General features: G+C 41.3%; 14 protein-coding genes and 1 tRNA gene. 7 read left to right on the top strand and 8 right to left on the bottom strand.

The features are described 5' to 3' along the window. Positions 1–38: 38 nt before the first annotated feature. The 3 genes from WAE57_RS13385 to WAE57_RS13375 form a co-directional block, all read right to left on the bottom strand. On the bottom strand, positions 39–320 hold the full coding sequence (locus WAE57_RS13385; RefSeq protein ID WP_337710962.1) for a hypothetical protein: 282 nt from the start codon (positions 318–320) through the stop codon (positions 39–41). 38 nt (positions 321–358) lie between these two features. Beyond that, on the bottom strand, positions 359–1687 hold the full coding sequence (locus WAE57_RS13380; protein WP_337710961.1) for a hemolysin family protein: 1329 nt from the start codon (positions 1685–1687) through the stop codon (positions 359–361). Positions 1688–1814: 127 nt separating this feature from the next. Then, positions 1815–2804 (bottom strand): LysR family transcriptional regulator, encoded by a 990-nt coding sequence (locus tag WAE57_RS13375; protein ID WP_086176178.1) that lies wholly within the window; start codon positions 2802–2804, stop codon positions 1815–1817. 649 nt (positions 2805–3453) lie between these two features. Here WAE57_RS13375 and WAE57_RS13370 point away from each other — a divergent pair. Beyond that, positions 3454–5055, top strand: coding sequence for an isocitrate lyase (locus WAE57_RS13370; RefSeq protein ID WP_086176177.1), 1602 nt, complete (start codon positions 3454–3456; stop codon positions 5053–5055). A 130-nt stretch (positions 5056–5185) separates the two neighbouring features. On the opposite strand, the gene WAE57_RS13365 is transcribed toward WAE57_RS13370, so the two are convergent. Then, positions 5186–5560, bottom strand: a complete 375-nt coding sequence (locus tag WAE57_RS13365) for a diacylglycerol kinase (protein ID WP_337710960.1) — start codon at positions 5558–5560, stop codon at positions 5186–5188. 315 nt (positions 5561–5875) lie between these two features. Here WAE57_RS13365 and WAE57_RS13360 point away from each other — a divergent pair, with 315 nt between their 5' ends. After that, positions 5876–8971, top strand: coding sequence for a multidrug efflux RND transporter permease subunit (locus tag WAE57_RS13360; protein ID WP_337710959.1), 3096 nt, complete (start codon positions 5876–5878; stop codon positions 8969–8971). A gap of 173 nt (positions 8972–9144) precedes the next feature. Continuing rightward, on the top strand, positions 9145–9729 hold the full coding sequence (locus tag WAE57_RS13355) for a DUF4112 domain-containing protein (RefSeq protein WP_337710958.1): 585 nt from the start codon (positions 9145–9147) through the stop codon (positions 9727–9729). 220 nt (positions 9730–9949) lie between these two features. Here WAE57_RS13355 and htpX read toward each other — a convergent pair whose 3' ends face one another. Next, positions 9950–10855 carry a protease HtpX gene (gene htpX, locus WAE57_RS13350; RefSeq protein WP_086176174.1) on the bottom strand — a complete coding sequence of 302 codons (906 nt, stop codon included), beginning with the start codon at positions 10853–10855 and terminating at the stop codon, positions 9950–9952. 135 nt (positions 10856–10990) lie between these two features. Beyond that, a complete protein-coding gene (locus WAE57_RS13345) occupies positions 10991–11857 on the bottom strand; it encodes a lytic transglycosylase domain-containing protein (RefSeq protein WP_337710957.1) in 867 nt (288 codons plus the stop codon). A gap of 499 nt (positions 11858–12356) precedes the next feature. Here WAE57_RS13345 and ttcA point away from each other — a divergent pair, with 499 nt between their 5' ends. Continuing rightward, entirely contained in the window at positions 12357–13280 is a 924-nt protein-coding gene (gene ttcA, locus WAE57_RS13340) for a tRNA 2-thiocytidine(32) synthetase TtcA (RefSeq protein ID WP_086176172.1), read from the top strand. A gap of 215 nt (positions 13281–13495) precedes the next feature. Further along, complete coding sequence (locus tag WAE57_RS13335; RefSeq protein WP_086176171.1) at positions 13496–13879, top strand: SCP2 sterol-binding domain-containing protein; 384 nt, start codon at positions 13496–13498, stop codon at positions 13877–13879. Positions 13880–13949: 70 nt separating this feature from the next. On the opposite strand, the gene WAE57_RS13330 is transcribed toward WAE57_RS13335, so the two are convergent. Beyond that, a complete protein-coding gene (locus tag WAE57_RS13330) occupies positions 13950–15059 on the bottom strand; it encodes a transglycosylase SLT domain-containing protein (RefSeq protein WP_337710956.1) in 1110 nt (369 codons plus the stop codon). A 364-nt stretch (positions 15060–15423) separates the two neighbouring features. Here WAE57_RS13330 and greB point away from each other — a divergent pair, with 364 nt between their 5' ends. After that, the gene (greB, locus tag WAE57_RS13325; RefSeq protein ID WP_337710955.1) at positions 15424–15918 is read left to right on the top strand and encodes a transcription elongation factor GreB; all 495 of its coding nucleotides are present in this window, start codon (positions 15424–15426) and stop codon (positions 15916–15918) included. A 90-nt stretch (positions 15919–16008) separates the two neighbouring features. Beyond that, a tRNA-Ser gene (locus WAE57_RS13320) sits at positions 16009–16098 on the top strand. Between the two features lie 117 nt (positions 16099–16215). Here WAE57_RS13320 and WAE57_RS13315 read toward each other — a convergent pair. After that, positions 16216–17169, bottom strand: coding sequence for a LysR substrate-binding domain-containing protein (locus tag WAE57_RS13315; RefSeq protein ID WP_337710954.1), 954 nt, complete (start codon positions 17167–17169; stop codon positions 16216–16218). Positions 17170–17354: the final 185 nt, after the last annotated feature.

Genomic DNA, 17354 nt, shown 5'->3' with positions numbered 1-17354 from the left:
CACCTTTGGGTGCTTTTTTTGGCGCTTAATTCGATTCTTTATGGATACAGCCATGCCAGTAATATGCTGATAGGCCAAATAAAAAGTCGCCACCAGCTGATCAAGGGATACCAGAATAACTCACCGATTCGCATGGTTGAGTCATAATTTTTTCTTTTTCGTTCATAACTATAAGGCGTAATCCAGCACGCCAAAATGAGCAATACGATTGCAAGAATCAAAATTAAAGGCTGGGTTTGCCGGGCGAGAAAATAATAGATCATGTAAAGGCCTGAATAAAAACTCAGGCAGGCAAGCAGGGCAGTCATTGGAAAGTTCATGGTTTTATTTATTTTAAATTAAAAGGAAAAGAATCAGATTACTCTGATCCTTTAAGGTCGTCATGAGATTCAGTTTCTTTTAAAAGACGCGTAACCAGAAGTTGGTCAATTTTAAAATGATCGACATCAACCACTTCAAATTTATAGTTGCCATAAATGACGGTGTCGGCAGGACGTGGAATCTTGCGTAGACGGTACATCATAAAACCTGCCAGTGTTTCATAATTTTCTTCATCCGGCATTTCATCGATTTCAAGGGCGTGTTTCAGGTCCTCAATCGGGGTGCTACCATCAATCAGCCAAGAGTTGTTATCACGTTTAATAATTTGCTGATCCGCTTCAATAGGGGTAACCCAGTCGCCCATCACGGTAATCATAATATCTGACAGGGTGATGACCCCAACCACCAAAGCATATTCATTAATGACCACCGCGAACTTTTCTTTGGTAGAACGGAAGCGATCCAGCAATTCGGATAAAGTTAAAGTATCGGGGATAGTGAGTACATTACGAATGGTGTTTTCATTAAGTTGCAGTAAAGACTGGTTATTCAGAATACGTACCAGGATATCTTTAGCATCTACATAGCCAATCACATCATCAATATTTTCACTGCAAACCAGAAACTTGGAGTAAGGATATTCAGCCAGTTTCTGGCGAATACTCGATTCAGATTCTTTTAAAGTAAAGAACACCACATTTTCACGTGTGGTCATACTCGAAGGCACATTACGTTCTTCAAGCTCAAACACGTTTTCAATGAAATGATGTTCCTGTTTTTGTAATATGCCGGCTTGTGCGCCAGCATCCATCACGGCAGAGATATCAGCAAAGGTGATATTGTCTTCACGTGTGGTATTGACCTTGAATAAGCGGAATAACAGGTTGGCAATCGTATTGATAAACCAGGCTAAAGGCTTGCAGACGGTAATAAAGATCTGAATCGGGTTGATCACCGACACTGCAATTTTTTCAGGTGCAATCATGGCCAAACGTTTTGGCATTAAATCGGCAAATAAAATAAACAGTGAAGTGACTAAGGTGAATGAGAGGGTAAAGCTAATTGTTTCAGTCCAAGGACCTTGGTAGAAGCCGGATACAAGTTCAAGGAAATAAGGACGGAAGGCACCTTCACCCAGAATACCGCCCAGAATGGCAACGGCATTTAAGCCGATTTGCGATGCTGCGAAAAAGTCTGCTGAATTTTCCTGTAAATCTAATACTTTCTGAGCGCGTTCTTCGCCCGATTCAGCAAGTATTTTCAGTTTAACTTTACGTGCACCTGCGAGGGCAATTTCAGTTAAAGATAAAAAACCTGCCCCGACAATAAGGATGACGATGATGACGATATTTTGAAAGAGGCTCACAAATCCACCTGTGGATCATCATTATTATGAATATTTTTAACACAAAAAAACTGTGGGTAGTAATGGAATTACTACCCAGATAAGTACAGTATAAGCTTAAAAAAGAAGAATTTAAGAAAAAACGTTGTTAATAGTGTGAAAATTGGGAATTATTCATTAAAAACTCACGATTTTCTTCTTCAATCATCTGACGCGCCACATACAGAATCAGCTGACGTAACCAGCGATGTGCGGGATGGTGGTGTAATAAAGGACACCATGCCATTTTCAATTCAAACTCGGGAATATAGAACGGTGGGTCTTTAATCAGCAAGTTTTGGTTTTTAGCCTGCAAACGTGCAATACGTGTGGGCAAAGTTGCAACCAGATCAACATTGGCAGCCAATAGCCCTGGCATTTGATAATGACGGGTAAAGACCGAAATCTTGCGTTTTTGCCCGATACGTTCCAAAGCCTGATCAATCCAGCCCAGACCGGCTTGTTTTTCAGGATTGACCCCAAAACCCACACCCATACCTGTTTTAGAAACCCAAATATGCTGTGCATCGAGGTAACTTTTCAGGTTGAGATTGGCGCTGGCAGGGTGCTTATTATTGAGTAAGCAAGAAAAACTGTCACGCCATACCAAAACCTGGTGGAAACTTTGCGGAATTTCATTGAAGCGGTTAATGGCCAGATCAACTTTCCCCTGTTCCATGTCGCGGTAGGACACATCACTTGGAGTTAAAAAGTCGAGGACCACATTCGGTGCTTCTGAGCGTAACGCTTTGACCAAACGCGGTACTAAAGTCGCTTCTGCATAGTCCGAAGTCATAATTCGGAATACGCGATTCGAGGTATAAGGACGGAATTCGGTACGCGGTTCCAGAATCATCGACAAATCAGAAAGTGCATCACGAATACGCGGTTGTAACTCCAAAGCACGTTCTGTGGGTGTCATCCCTTCAGAAGAACGGATTAATAGCGGATCATTAAATAAGTTACGTAAACGACGCAGAATGTTACTCATGGCAGGTTGGGTGACACCCAATTGTTCTGCCGCACGCGTTACATTTTTTTCACGAAGGAGTACATCAAGATATATTAATAGATTGAGATCGACTCGCTCCAGATTCATAAAAGAAATACCGAAAATAAACTCATGAAATTATTTCGATTATGCCATAAGCGACAAGGCTTGTGTAGGAATATTGATGAAAAAAGAAACGGGATAATACCGAGATTATTATAGAAAAATCACTCAATGAACGGCTTTGGGCAGGAATGATTACAGTAAAGTCTACTAAATCCAAAAAAAATTGGTCAGGTTTTTCAATATGCTGCAAAAGTACAGCTGTAATGATCTGAAAAAAGCAAAAATAGCTGAAATAAAATACAAATGTATTTTGAAGATAGGGGATAAAAATGTACAAAAATAAGCTTAAAAATAACGGGTCAAGCATTTTTGTTGCGAGGCAAGACTTAAGTCTAATGAAGAAAATAACAGCAAAAAGAATATTTTTTAAGCGAAATGCTATTTTGTTAATTTCAAATAAATTAAATTAAAACAATAATTTAAAATTTTGAAACATAAATATAATACGACTTTGATCTACATATTTTTTAAATAAATACTGAGAATTACTGGAGGATATTGGATTAATTTTTTCAGTCAATCTAAGCTGTGTCCATAGCAACGAAGCGCTCTAAATCTGAACAAATCAATATCTTGCAGATTTAGTCCTTTGATTGATGAAATCCTAAAATTATATACAGGGTAGAATATCATGACTACATACCAAACAGCGATTGATGCAATCCGCGAATTAAAAGCGAAATTCGGCAACACTTGGGCAGACATCAGTCCTGAAGATGCTGCGCGTATGCAAATCCAAAACCGTTTCAAAACTGGTTTAGACATTGCGAAATACACAGCTGCGATTATGCGTCGTGATATGGCTGCTTATGATGCTGACTCTAGCAAATACACTCAATCATTAGGTTGCTGGCACGGTTTCATCGCACAACAAAAAATGATTGCGAACAAAAAATACTTCGGTACTACTGAACGTCGCTACATCTACCTTTCTGGTTGGATGGTTGCTGCTCTTCGTTCAGAATTCGGTCCTCTTCCTGACCAATCTATGCACGAAAAAACTTCTGTTCCTGCATTGATCGAAGAAATCTACACTTTCTTACGTCAAGCTGATGCGAAAGAATTAAACGACTTGTTCCGTGCGCTTAAAAAAGCAAACGAAGCTGGTGATACTGCTAAAGCTGCTGAAATCACTGCTCAAATCGACGGTTTCCAAACTCACGTTGTGCCAATTATTGCAGACATCGACGCTGGTTTCGGTAACGAAGAAGCGACTTACTTACTTGCTAAGAAAATGATCGAAGCTGGTGCTTGTGCGCTACAAATCGAAAACCAAGTATCTGACGCGAAACAATGTGGTCACCAAGCTGGTAAAGTAACAGTTCCACACGAAGACTTCATCGCGAAAATTCATGCTCTTCGCTATGCATTCTTGGAAATGGGTCTTGACGACGGTATCATCGTTGCACGTACTGACTCTGAAGGCGCTGACTTGACTCAAAAAATCCCAGTGGTTAAAGAGCCAGGCGATATCGCTTCTCAATACATTAGCTACTTAGACACAACTGAAATCGACATTTCAGAAGCTCAAGAAGACGAAATCCTAATCAAACGTGATGGTAAACTTCACCGTCCTAAACGTTTAGCGTCTGGTTTGTACCAGTTCCGTGAAGGCACTCAAATCGACCGCGTTGTACTTGACTGTGTAACTAGCCTTCAAAACGGTGCTGACCTGCTTTGGATCGAAACTGCAACGCCAAACGTTGACGAAATCGCTCACATGGTTAACCGTGTTAAAGAAACGATTCCAAATGCGAAACTTGTTTATAACAACTCGCCATCATTCAACTGGACTTTAAACTTCCGTCAACAAGCTTACGATCGTTGGGTTGCTGAAGGTAAAGACGTTTCTGCTTATGACCGCGCTAAATTAATGAGCGCTGAGTATGATGCTACTGAATTAGCTGCTGATGCTGATGAAAAAGTACGTACATTCCAAGCAGATGCTTCTCGTGAAGCGGGCGTGTTCCATCACTTGATCACACTTCCGACTTACCATACAGCTGCGCTTTCTACTCACGAACTTGCTCAAGGTTACTTCGGTTCTGAAGGTATGTTGGCTTATGTTGCTGGCGTTCAACGTAAAGAAATCCGCGGTACAATCGCTTGTGTTAAACACCAAGCAATGGCTGGTTCTGACATCGGTGATGATCACAAAGAAATCTTCTCTGGTGACAATGCTCTTAAAGCGCACGATGATGCTAAAAACACAATGAACCAATTCGGTGGCTAATCCTCCCGATTGATTCAAAAAAAAACCCTGCGCATGCAGGGTTTTTTTATGCTTAAAATTCTGGGTAATAGATGAAAAAAAGCACCCGTTAAGGTGCTTTTAAATCGCCTAGATTAAGGACATAAAATAACTAGTGAATCAAAATAATCAGCCAAACAAAAAAGATTATGCTGAGGGAAACAAACTGCGCTGCACTGCCCATGTCTTTGGCATTCTTTGAAAGCGGATGTTTTTCTAATGAAATACGGTCGACCACGGCTTCAATGGCTGAATTGAACAATTCCACAATGAGTGCCAGCAAACAGACAGCCACCATGAGGGCTTGTTCAACGGTACTGACATCCAGAAAAAAGCTGACTGGAATTAAAATGGTATTAATGAATACGATCTGACGAAAAGCAGCTTCATGCATAAATGCTGCCTTAAAACCAGCCAGTGAATACTGGGTGGCATTGAATACACGCTTAACACCTGTTTTGCCTTTAAAAGGGGAATAAGAGTTCATTGCACTCAAACATTGACTAATTTGAGCCATTATATTCGATTTTGCTTAATCTAAAATTAATCAAAAAATAAATTAAAATATTGAAATAAAAACATTAAAAATATGTGCCATGAGCCAAGCGTCACAAGAGATAACGATTTAATATAAAAATTCCCTTCATATTTTCTCCTTATTTAAGGCAAAGTCTCATTTTTCTGTTAAATATGGTTGGCTTTTATACTTCTGTCATTGATGATCAATATCAAATAAATCATTTTAAGTATTCAATGATTGAGTTGAATTTTTCATATCTCACCCTTTAAGTGACCAGGACATATGCTGTCTAGATTTTTTATTCATCGACCGATTTTTGCAGGTGTTTTAGCCATTATCTTGATGGCTTTTGGTATTTTTGCGATGCTGAATTTACCGGTAGAGCGCTTTCCGGATATTGCCCCGCCACGTATTAGTGTAAGTGCCAGCTATAACGGCGCTTCGGCGGAAACGGTGGAAGAAAGTGTTACCCAGGTGCTGGAACAGCAAATTAAAGGCATTGATCATCTACTTTATTTTAGTTCCAGCAGTGATTCATCCGGCCGCAGCCGCATTAACATCAGTTTTGAAAATGGCACCGATCCGGATACGGCACAAGTTCAGGTACAAAATGCGATTAATGGGGTACTGAATCGTTTACCGGATGAGGTGCAGCGTCAGGGAGTGAATGTATTCAAGTCACTGGGTGATACACACATGGTCATTGGCCTGTACGATGCCACTGGTAAAAGTGACAGCATTGCCTTGTCCGATTATATGCAGACCCATCTGGAAGAAGATCTGGCACGCATAGACGGTATTGGTGAAGTCGATGTTTTTGGTTCGCAATATGCCATGCGTATCTGGCTAAACCCGTTAAAATTAAAACAATACAGTTTAATACCGAGTGATATCCGCGCTGCGGTTGAAGCCCAAAATACCCAAGTCGCAGCAGGGGCGGTAGGGGATCTGCCGACAGTCGCAGACCAGTATTTAAATGCCAAAGTCACTTCGGGTTCACGTTTAAAAACGGTGCCAGAATTTGAAAATATCATTGTCAAATCTGCGCGTGATGGCAGTTTTATCTATTTAAAAGATGTCGCTAGAGTAGAACTGGGGGCAGAAAATTATCAATCCATGAATACCATCAACGGTTTTCCTTCTGCCGGGATGGGCATTTCGCTGGCTTCCGGTGCTAATGCCCTAGCGACTTCAGCACTAATTCAGGCTGAAGTGGATCAGATTTCGAAGCAGCTTCCTGAAGGCTATAAGCTGGTTTATCCGCGTGATAATACGCCATTTGTCAAAGAATCGATTAAGGAAGTGGTGAAAACCCTGTTCGAAGCGGTATTGCTGGTGATTGCAGTGATGTTTCTGTTTCTGCAAAACTGGCGCGCAACGCTTATTCCCGCAATTACCGTACCTGTGGTACTGCTAGGAACAATGGCGATATTGTATGTGCTCGGCTTGAGTATCAATACGCTAACCCTGTTTGCCCTGGTTTTGGCGATTGGGCTGCTGGTGGATGATGCCATTGTAGTGGTAGAGAATATTGAACGGCTGATGCATGAGAAAAATTTAACGGCTCAGCAGGCATCGATTGAATCCATGCAGGAAATTAGTGGGGCATTGGTCGGGATTACACTGGTACTGACGGCCGTGTTTATTCCCATGGCATTTTTTGGCGGTTCAACAGGTGTGATTTACCGCCAGTTTTCGATTACCTTGGTCGCTGCCATGGCTTTATCTTTGGTTGTTGCCCTTATTTTAACTCCAGCTTTATGTGCCCTGATTTTAAAGCCGAATCCACAGCCTGCCCGATGGGCGGTCTGGTTTAACCAGAATCTGGATGGCTTAAAGCAGCGCTATCTTCAATTATCCACTTTAACCCTGCAGCATAAAGCCATTTGTCTGGTACTGTTTGCTGCGCTGATCAGTGTGTTTGCCTTGTTTTATAGGGCTTTACCGACCAGTTTTATTCCCAGTGAAGATCAGGGCATTTTAAATGTGCAGTTTAAGCTAGCAGATGGTGCACCGATGTCGAGAAGTTCCGAAATTGGTGAGCAGATTAGACAATATTTTCTGAACAATGAAAAACAGAATGTAAATCTGGTGATGGTGCGTTATGGCCGTAATATGGCGGGAACGGGACAAAATTTAGGTCAGGGTTTTATTGCCTTAAAACATTGGGATGAACGCTCCGGCAAAGAAAATTCGGCCCAAGCGATTCGGGAACGCGCCTTAAAACATTTTAAAAACAATCCGAATGCACAGATTAATGTGACCATGCCCGCTTCGGTCAGTGGTTTAGGCCAAACTGATGGATTGGATTTCTGGATTCGTGACATCAATGGCCAAGGTCGTGCCTATCTGGATAGCCAGTTTAAGCAATTGCAGCAGCAGGCAAAACAATACCGCACTTTTGAAAATCTGGACAAACGCTCGAATCCTGATAAAGCAGGATTGAAGGTGAATATTGACCAGAAACTGGCGATGGCAAATGGCCTGTCACAAGCGACCATAAACAGTACCTTGGCGAGCGCATGGGGCGGCAGCTATATCAATGATTTTATTGATCGCGGCCGGATTAAACGGGTAATGATGCAGGGCGATGCTGAATTCCGTTCTAAACCTGAAGACCTGCAATACTGGTATGTGCGCAATGACTTGAATCAGATGGTGTCTTTTAGCAATTTTGCCACGGTCAGCTGGAGTGGTGGGCCGGATGTGGTCAATCGTTATATGGGCTATACCGCCCTGCAAATGGAAGCCGATACTGCCAAAGATGTCAGTTCGGGCGTGGCAATGGGTGATGTTGAGCAGCTGGTTGCACAGCACCCGGGGATAGACGTGGCATGGAGCGGTTTATCCTATGAAGAAAAACGCTCGAGTAATCAGGCTTTATTGTTGTATGTGTTGTCGATTGGATTTATTTTCCTGTGTTTAGCAGCCCTGTATGAAAGCTGGTCTATTCCTACGGCAGTATTAACTGCTATTCCTTTGGGGATTGGCGGTAATATCCTGTCCAGCTATTTTGCCGGTTTTCCAAATGACATTTATTTTCAGATTGCCTTGCTTACCACGATAGGCTTGTCCTGTAAAAATGCCATTTTAATTGTCGAGTTTGCCGCACTTGCGGAGCAGCAAGGCCGCAGTGTGATTGAGGCTGCTCTGGAAGGGGCAAGTCTGCGTTTACGCCCGATTCTGATGACTTCACTGGCTTTTGGTGCGGGGGTGATTCCACTGGTATTTGCCTTTGGTGCAGGTGCAGCCAGCCGTCAGGAAATCGGGGTGAGTGTTTTAGGCGGCGTGATCTTTGCGACCTGTTTGGTGCTGATTTTTATTCCTTTTATGTATGTGCTGATTCGTACCCTGTTTAAAGCCAAACCACAGGCATAATCTGATGTAATTCAATCCCTCAATATTCTGAAGCAAAAGTGGGATATTGAGGGATTTGTGTAGTACATAGTTCGTAGTTTCCTCTCACTTGTTCATTACATCAATACACATCAATGCACGAAGATATGATGTAATCTCAATTATTTAGATGAATCATGTCTTGGGAACAGGCGATGTCTGAACAACCAAAAAAACTTAGCCAGCAAGAAGTCATACGTTTGGAACGGGATTTGGCCAAATTTGCCAATATGATGGATTCGGTGGTTCGAATTCCATTTACCAAGCAGGGTGTCGGGGCGGATGCTGCCTTAAGTACCATTCCAGTGGTTGGAGATGTTGCCGGATTTGTACTGACTTGCTATACCATCTATAAGGCTAAGCAAATTGGCGTGCCACAAAGCAAGCTGGCTCCAGTGCTGAGATTGGCCATGATGGATGCTGTGGTCGGTTTTATCCCAGTGTTGGGAACTATATTTGATGTGTTTATTCGCCCCAGTCGTAAAGCCTTGGCAATCGTCCATGATCATATACGTGAGGAATATCAGATTCGCAGTGAGTCGCATGTCACCCATCCCTTTTTACATGAACGTCTAGAGCACAAGCAGCAATATTCTGCTTTTTGGCGGAATCCTGTCGTGGCCTGGATCTGGCTGCATCTTCCTGATCTGTTCGGTGTTGTTTTTATCGTTTTATTAATCATTGCCATGTGGTTGGGGTTCAGTTGGTTATGGCAATGGTGGCAAGGTTTGAAGGTTTAAAGCCGTGCGGGAGTATACCTCAATCGATGATAGTGCTATGAATTTAGCTGTAAATGGTTTTGCTGACATATCATTTGGATCGCATATTTACGTTTTAATTTAAGTATTCATCAAAGATAGGCTGTGATTAATTGATCTAAGCAATTTTTTAGATTAGATCCAGCCACATAAAAAAAGCCTCCATGACGGAGGCTTTTTATATTCCATTTATCTCAACAGATTATGGACAATTTAACTGGTGTAATGCAGCCACACGTTGTTCAATGGTAGGGTGGGTCTGGAACAAAGCAGCCAGGCTAAAACCTTGTTCTTTACCTTCTGCAATTGCAAAGGCTTTCATTTCTTTCGGCATTTGATCAGGTAGTTCTGATTCTGCCTGTAAACGCAATAATGCAGAAATCATCGCTTGTTTACCCGCTAAACGCGCGCCTGCTTCATCGGCACGATATTCGCGCTGACGTGAGAACCACATGACGATAGAAGATGCCAAAATACCAAATACAATATCCAGTACCATGGTAATACCAAAGTAAGCCAGGCCCGGTGCTTCGCCGTCTTCACGACCAAACACGTTACGGTCAATAAAGTCACCGACTACACGAGCAAAGAACATGACAAAGGCATTGACGACACCTTGAATCAAGGCAAGAGTCACCATATCGCCATTGGCAACGTGACCAATTTCATGCGCAAGTACCGCACGAAGTTCGTCTTTGTTCATTCGTTCGAGTAAACCCGTTGAAACGGCGACTAAAGCGTCGTTTTTGTTCCAGCCTGTAGCAAAAGCATTGGACTGATAAGAAGGGAAAATACCCACTTCTGGCATGTTAATACCAGCGCGTTGCGACAATTGTGCAACTTCTTGTAATAACCATGCTTCTGCTTGGTTACGAGGCGCATTCGGGTCAATTAATTCTGTACCAGTGGTTTTTTTCGCCATCCATTTTGACATGAAGAGGGAAATGAGAGAACCAACCATACCAAAGACAAAACAGATGACCATTAGGTTGCCTAGATTTAAGCCACCCGCGCCATGGTAACTACCGACACCGAAGAGTGACAAAATAATGCCAGCTACAACCAGTACCGCGAGGTTGGTAAGCAAGAACAAACCAATCCGCATCATTGAGAAAATCCTCTTATAATAAAAAAATAATCTGATTTATGAATCAAAAATCGTCTTAGTAAATATGAGGTGTAAGTGTTAAAAATTCAAGGAAAAATTAAGAAAACTCGATAATGGTGCAGTTTCTAAAACAATTTAATTATCAACAATTGAAATTCTTGCAGAAGCTGTCGCATGTGCCGTGGCATACGAGCCGGGGGCATCGGTGAAACTGCCATCGGATGCCATGATAATTTGACGCTGGGAACTATAACGAGGGGCTGCATGTGATGAAGCAGATTTATCATTGTCGGATTGGGCAACAATTTTGCCGGCATCGGAACCAGATTTTGTTGAATTTGAGCTATGACCCAAGCCATTGGCATATAAGTTGCTGAAACGGCTGCTCACGCGTCTGACATAATCTTGTGTTTCTTTGAACGGAGGAACACCGCCATATTTGGTGACATTGCCTTCACCGGCATTATAACTGGCTAATACCAGCGAGGTATTACCGTTAAAGCGTTTCATCAGCCAAGCCAGGTATTTTGCTCCACCCATAATGTTTTGTTGCGGGTCAAAAGCATTTGAAACATTAAAGCGTCGTGCAGTCGCCGGCATGAGCTGCATCAGTCCCTGGGCACCCACAGGCGAGCGTGCATTGACATTAAAACCAGATTCGGTATGCATCACGGCTTTAATCAGTCCTTCAGATATTCCATGCTGAGAAGCAGCCTGTTTAATCAAGGGGTCAAAGACATTTTTATTGCGACTATAACTCGGAAGTACCGAAGCTTCAGATGAACCCCAGTTACTATAGCTATGGATATTGCTGTCTGGGTAGTAAGTCTTTTTTTCGACTTTAAGATGGTTATAACGATTTTTTTTATTGGTGAGCAAGGTCGTACCATTCGAATCTTTTAACTGATAAATGGTTTCACCGGCATAACTAGTCGTTGCAACAGAATGAACTGCCACAAACCCCAAAAAATAAAGTCCAGTTTTTACAAAGTTATTTTTCATTTTTATAGATAGAAAACATCTGTTCCAAACAGTACAAGTGGAGTTTAACAAAAAAAAACAAGTTAGAAAGCATTACTCCATTAATTTCCCCACTAATTTGTAAAAATCAAGTACTGTTTGTAGAGATAGTAATCAAAAAAAATTTTAATTTTTTTTTAATCAGGATAACTTGACACATATAAGCTATTGATTTTAAATAAAAACAAAATTGATCAAAAAATGATCAATTTAAATAGAAGCCTTAACTTGCAGGTCAGACACCTTGTCAAGTGTTTTAAAATCCACAAAGTTATCCACAGGTTTTGTGGACAACTGTGGAAAAGTACAAATGGCAAGCATCGTGGCTATTTTTTGAACTGCTAAGGTCAAAATAAATATCAGGGTTTTAGATGAAAAGGATAGTAATAAGCAATTTGCAGAAATTACATTCTTTTGGTGCGATGTGGGACTGAATCGGATAAAATTGCGCGGTATTTTTATTTATGGGTAAATCTCGTCTATGTACTCGCCAGTTGAGTCCGAACAAGGATTTAATTTCAAACCAGAACTGCCAACTAGCTCGGCATATTACCGTTTGTTGAAAAAGCTTCGCCGTCAAGTCGGTCATGCCATTCGTGATTTTAAAATGATCGAAGATGGCGACAAGGTAATGGTCTGTATTTCTGGTGGTAAAGACAGTTATACCTTGCTGGATATTTTGTTGCAGTTCAAACGGATTGCACCGATCAATTTTGATGTGGTTGCAGTCAACCTTGACCAAAAGCAGCCAGGTTTCCCTGAAGATGTTTTGCCACGTTATTTAGAAGAAAATAACATTCCTTATTATATTCTGGAAAAAGACACTTACAGCATTACCAAAAAACTGACCCCTGAAGGTAAAACCTACTGTGCAGTGTGTTCACGTTTACGTCGTGGTTCATTGTATGGATTTGCGCAGGAAATTGGCGCAACCAAAGTGGCTTTAGGTCATCATCGTGATGACATTATGGCCACTTTCTTCCTGAACCTGTTCCATGGCGGCAGCTTGAAGGCGATGCCACCAAAACTGTTGTCTTCTGACAAAAAGAATATCCTGATTCGTCCACTGGCTTATGTGGAAGAAAAAGACATTATTAAATATGCAGAAATGCGTCAGTTCCCGATTATTCCGTGTAACTTGTGTGGTTCACAGGAAAACTTGCAGCGTGCCATGATCAACAATATGTTGCGTGAATGGGATGCACAATATCCGAAACGTTTACACAGTATTTTTGGTGCCATGCAGAATGTATCGCCTTCACAATTGGCGGATCGTGAATTGTTTGACTTTGAAGCTTTAGATGCGCAACGTGAAATTGATTTCACCGGCAGTTGTTCAACTGAAGAAGAAGAAGGGCAAAGCAAACGTATCAATATGGTCAATTTAGGTTTTGCTGCCGACTAAGATGGTCTTTAGACACCAATTTCAGGATTGGTGTCTATTTTATATATCTGATTTACTTAAGAAATGTATTAAAAATATAAAAATTGAACGCATCGTACAAAAAACGTTAAGCAGAAAACAATTTTACATGCTATAACAAGCTTCAAGCAAAATAGCTTCACAAAGATGTTGTCTGGATAGGCGACACCAATGGACAAATAAATTGAGGAAAGATCATGCCTGCCTTTTTAACTGATGATTGGTTTTCAACTGTAGAAACATTAACTGCGCAAGCCGGTGATTTAAACTTGCCACCTGCACTTGCAAATTTAGCCATCAACCTGGTGGTATCTGATGCCCAAGGCAATACAGAATTGTCTCTTGATGGTGGTGCAATCAAAAAAGGTCTATCTTCAAATGCGAAAACCACTTTGAACATGGATGGGGAAACTTTACGTAAAGTGTTCCTGGAATTTGATATGGCTGCTGCAATGCAGGCATTCATGACCGGTAAAATTAAAGTTCAGGGTGATATGTCACAATTGATGGCTTTACAAACAGCCAAGCCAAGCCAAGAACAAAAAGATTTATTCAAGAAAGTGCTTGAACAAACCGCTTAAGTCTCTATAACTAATATCTAGCGCAATAAAAAGCTTACCCAAGGGTAAGCTTTTTTGTATTTAGAAGAAATTAAATATTCACTAACTCTGAAGTCTTAATATGTTCTAAATAGGCACGAATGCGTGTTACATATTGCACTGCTTGACGGTAACGGCCATTGCTGGCTTTATTACGCTCTAAATAACCATACAGGTTGACCCAGTTATTCGGGTTTTGACCTTGTGCACGGATTTTATCTTGAATCTGATCCACTGCACCTGGCCCCATATTATAAGCAACCAGAGCATACCAGTTACGGTCAGGCAAAGGTACGTCTGAATAACGGCTTAGCATCTGGTCGTAATATTTCGCACCACCTTCAATACTTTGTGCCGGATCGGTTCGGTTACTGACACCCATGGCCTTTGCTGTACCATTGGTTAGCATCATCAAACCGCGCACGCCTGTTGGTGAAACAGAATTAGGTTTCAGGTAGGACTCCTGATAACCAATCGCTGCCAATAAGTGCCAGTCCAGATCATATTTTGCAGCGGTATTTTTAAAGCTGGCCTTATAAATCGGCATGCGCTGATTCAGATCACGCTGAATACTATCCCATGATTGTTCTTCTACTACATTCCTATTATAGAATGAAGCCAATCGGCGAATTGAACCAGACAGTTTACCTTGACAGACAAAACCACTTGCAGTTTGAGTCAATGGATCATTGGCATGCTTAAATACCCAGTTCAGATTGGTATTTAGGCCATTTTGCTGCAAGCTACTGATATCACCACAAGTTGCAGAAAAAGAAGTTAAATGCTTTTGCTCGATAGTACGTACATCTGCAGTCGTCATGGCAAAGTTGGCTTTACCTTGTGCAACCCATTTCAATGCCGTGGCATTATCCGGCACAGTTTTAAACACCAGCTTAACATTCAAGCTGTTGGCGTAGTTGCGTGCCAGATCATAACCAAAACCATGTTGGTGTGAACCATCTTGAAATATTGTGGTTGGATTTTCAACTGAAACCACAGTCAGCTGTTTGCCATCGACCACAGAATCATATTGGTAAGATTTACTTGCATTGATACTGTGGAATGGAATTAATGCAGTCGTAAATGCAAGAATTTTTAATGGGAGAGAAGAAGTTAATGAGTTAAGGCAAAGCCTCACTCCAGAAGTTGAACTACTGTGCATGGTGTCTCCGCTACAAGTAATTTATGCCCTAAAAAGCAAAGGCAAATAGGCCTCGGACTTTTGCAAGTTTGATAAATTCAATAAGGGTTGGGCACATGACGTCATTCAAAAAATGACATTGGATTAAAAGGAGAATAATGTAGAATTTCTACATAGATTAAAAATTAAGCGATCTAAAAACATGCGCGCATAATACGGCTGAAAAATAAGCTTGTCAAATTTTGTACGAAAAATTTTAGAGAAATGTAGCATAACAAATTAATTTTATTGAAGAATTAATTTTATAAACTTTAGTTGTGTGTAAATACGGGATAGAATAGACCATTCTTGTAAACAAAATGTAAGCAGAACTTCAAAAAACATCATGAAATCTAACTTAATTACACGTACTGGTCATGACAAACTGGTCGCAGAATTACAACATTTATGGCATGAAGAACGGCCTGAAATTACCAAAAAAGTGAACTGGGCAGCGAGTCTCGGGGATCGGTCGGAAAATGCTGACTACCAGTACAATAAGCAAATTTTACGTAAGATCGACCGTCGTGTTCGTTACTTGGGCAAACGTTTAGAAGAGCTCAAAATTATTGATTTTTCCCCTGAGCAAGAGGGCAAAGTGTATTTCGGTGCCTGGGTGGAAATCGAGAACGAAGACGGTGAGAAAAAAAAACTGCGTATTGTGGGTGTGGATGAAATTTATGATCATCACCCACAGAATATTTCTATTGATTCACCCATGGCACGAGCTTTATTGGGCAAGCAGGTAGATGATGAAGTGCAGGTGCTGACACCCTTAGGTAAAAAGCTGTGGTATGTGAATGAAATTCGTTATGAAAAGCCTGAAAATTCAGCAAATTAATGCGTTTTGTTTTTATTTTAAGCGGTTGATGAGAAAAACTTAGAAAAGTATTTGCCAAGAGAGAATTTTATTTATATCATAGCCGCCATTGGAAGCGTGGCAGAGCGGTTTAATGCACCGGTCTTGAAAACCGACGAGGGTGCGAGTCCTCCGTGAGTTCGAATCTCACCGCTTCCGCCAAATTCAAAAGCCCCTGTGAAAACAGGGGCTTTTTTAATGCCTGCTCAAAATAAACCAGTCGATAAAAATATTTAAATATGTCCATGTATCGACTTTTTATTATGTTAATTGAAGAGATTATTCATCTTGCTTTTTATGTGAGGAAATCAACAATTCATGCTGCATCCAGTCGACAAACTTTTGAATCAAAGGCGAGCTCTCCTGGCTGGAATGCACCAGATAATAGGCACGGCGACCTTCCAGTTTTTTAGTAGAAGCAATCACCAGTTTTTTTTCCTTTAATTCCTGTTCAATCAGCATTTGAGGAATTAAAGCCATGCCCATGCCATGATTAGCCGCTACGGCAAGCATGGAAAACAGTTCATGCCGTTGTCCTTCAAAGGGATTGGTGTGCTTAATTTGATGATGTGCAAACCATTCTTCCCAAATGCTGGGGCGGGTGGTCTGTTGCAGCAAAGGAAGCTGAACCAGTTGTTCTTCAGTTAAATTAAAACTCATTTGATTTAGCATTACAGCTTCAGGAAAATATTTTCGAATCAGCGCAGGTGAACATACCGGAACCACATCTTCATGCATTAAATAATGGGTTTGTGTGCCGGGCCAGTGTTCAATCTGCTGCGGTGTACCGGCATAAATGGCAGCATCGAAGATATTTTCATTAAATAAAAATGGCTTGGTACTGGTTTCCAGATGCACGGTAATTTCAGGATATTGTGTATTGAAACGATGCAATTTGGGTAACAGCCAGCGCGTGGCAAAGGTCGGAACCACGCCCAGCTTGAGCGTTCCGCCTAGACCCTTATGTGACATGACATCCAGCGTACTTTGTTCCAGCCCCCTTAAATAGGGGATAATGGTTTTATAATATTGCTGTCCGGCGTGGGTCAGTTCTACGCCGTGACGGGTACGGGTAAACAAGCTCACGCCTAAAAAGTCTTCCAGTTGCTGGATTTGCCGGGAAACTGCACTTTGGGTAATAAACAGTTCCTGAGATGCGTGGGTATAACTGGCATGCTTCGCGGCAGATTCAAAACATAACAAGCCTTGTAATGAAGGAATACTTCGACGCATGGATTAGTCCTTTAATCGTGCAGATATTTCAAAATGACATAATGTAAACCCTAGCCTATTCGACTTTAGTCTTGAAAATCATTTAATCATGTAGTTGATTCAGTGCTCTAAGCTGTGAAAATTAATCATGAAGCATTCAGGTATGCAGAAACAGAATATCTACATGCAAATTTATCGTTTGAAAG

Origin of the sequence: Acinetobacter sp. NS-4, from assembly GCF_037402435.1 — a bacterium.
In the GTDB taxonomy this organism is placed as follows: Bacteria; Pseudomonadota; Gammaproteobacteria; order Pseudomonadales; family Moraxellaceae; genus Acinetobacter.
This window is presented reverse-complemented; position numbering and strand designations above follow the sequence as displayed.

What these genes read in the sequence shown, in the direction of transcription:
- WAE57_RS13330 (WP_337710956.1), bottom strand. Translation starts at nt 15,059, where the DNA reads ATGCACAGTAGTTCAACTTCTGGAGTGAGGCTTTGCCTTAACTCATTA.
- WAE57_RS13315 (WP_337710954.1), bottom strand. Translation starts at nt 17,169, where the DNA reads ATGCGTCGAAGTATTCCTTCATTACAAGGCTTGTTATGTTTTGAATCT.
- WAE57_RS13375 (WP_086176178.1), bottom strand. Translation starts at nt 2,804, where the DNA reads ATGAATCTGGAGCGAGTCGATCTCAATCTATTAATATATCTTGATGTA.
- WAE57_RS13360 (WP_337710959.1), top strand. Translation starts at nt 5,876, where the DNA reads ATGCTGTCTAGATTTTTTATTCATCGACCGATTTTTGCAGGTGTTTTA.
- WAE57_RS13370 (WP_086176177.1), top strand. Translation starts at nt 3,454, where the DNA reads ATGACTACATACCAAACAGCGATTGATGCAATCCGCGAATTAAAAGCG.
- WAE57_RS13385 (WP_337710962.1), bottom strand. Translation starts at nt 320, where the DNA reads ATGAACTTTCCAATGACTGCCCTGCTTGCCTGCCTGAGTTTTTATTCA.
- htpX (WP_086176174.1), bottom strand. Translation starts at nt 10,855, where the DNA reads ATGATGCGGATTGGTTTGTTCTTGCTTACCAACCTCGCGGTACTGGTT.
- WAE57_RS13335 (WP_086176171.1), top strand. Translation starts at nt 13,496, where the DNA reads ATGCCTGCCTTTTTAACTGATGATTGGTTTTCAACTGTAGAAACATTA.
- WAE57_RS13345 (WP_337710957.1), bottom strand. Translation starts at nt 11,857, where the DNA reads ATGAAAAATAACTTTGTAAAAACTGGACTTTATTTTTTGGGGTTTGTG.
- WAE57_RS13355 (WP_337710958.1), top strand. Translation starts at nt 9,145, where the DNA reads ATGTCTGAACAACCAAAAAAACTTAGCCAGCAAGAAGTCATACGTTTG.
- WAE57_RS13365 (WP_337710960.1), bottom strand. Translation starts at nt 5,560, where the DNA reads ATGAACTCTTATTCCCCTTTTAAAGGCAAAACAGGTGTTAAGCGTGTA.
- ttcA (WP_086176172.1), top strand. Translation starts at nt 12,357, where the DNA reads ATGTACTCGCCAGTTGAGTCCGAACAAGGATTTAATTTCAAACCAGAA.
- greB (WP_337710955.1), top strand. Translation starts at nt 15,424, where the DNA reads ATGAAATCTAACTTAATTACACGTACTGGTCATGACAAACTGGTCGCA.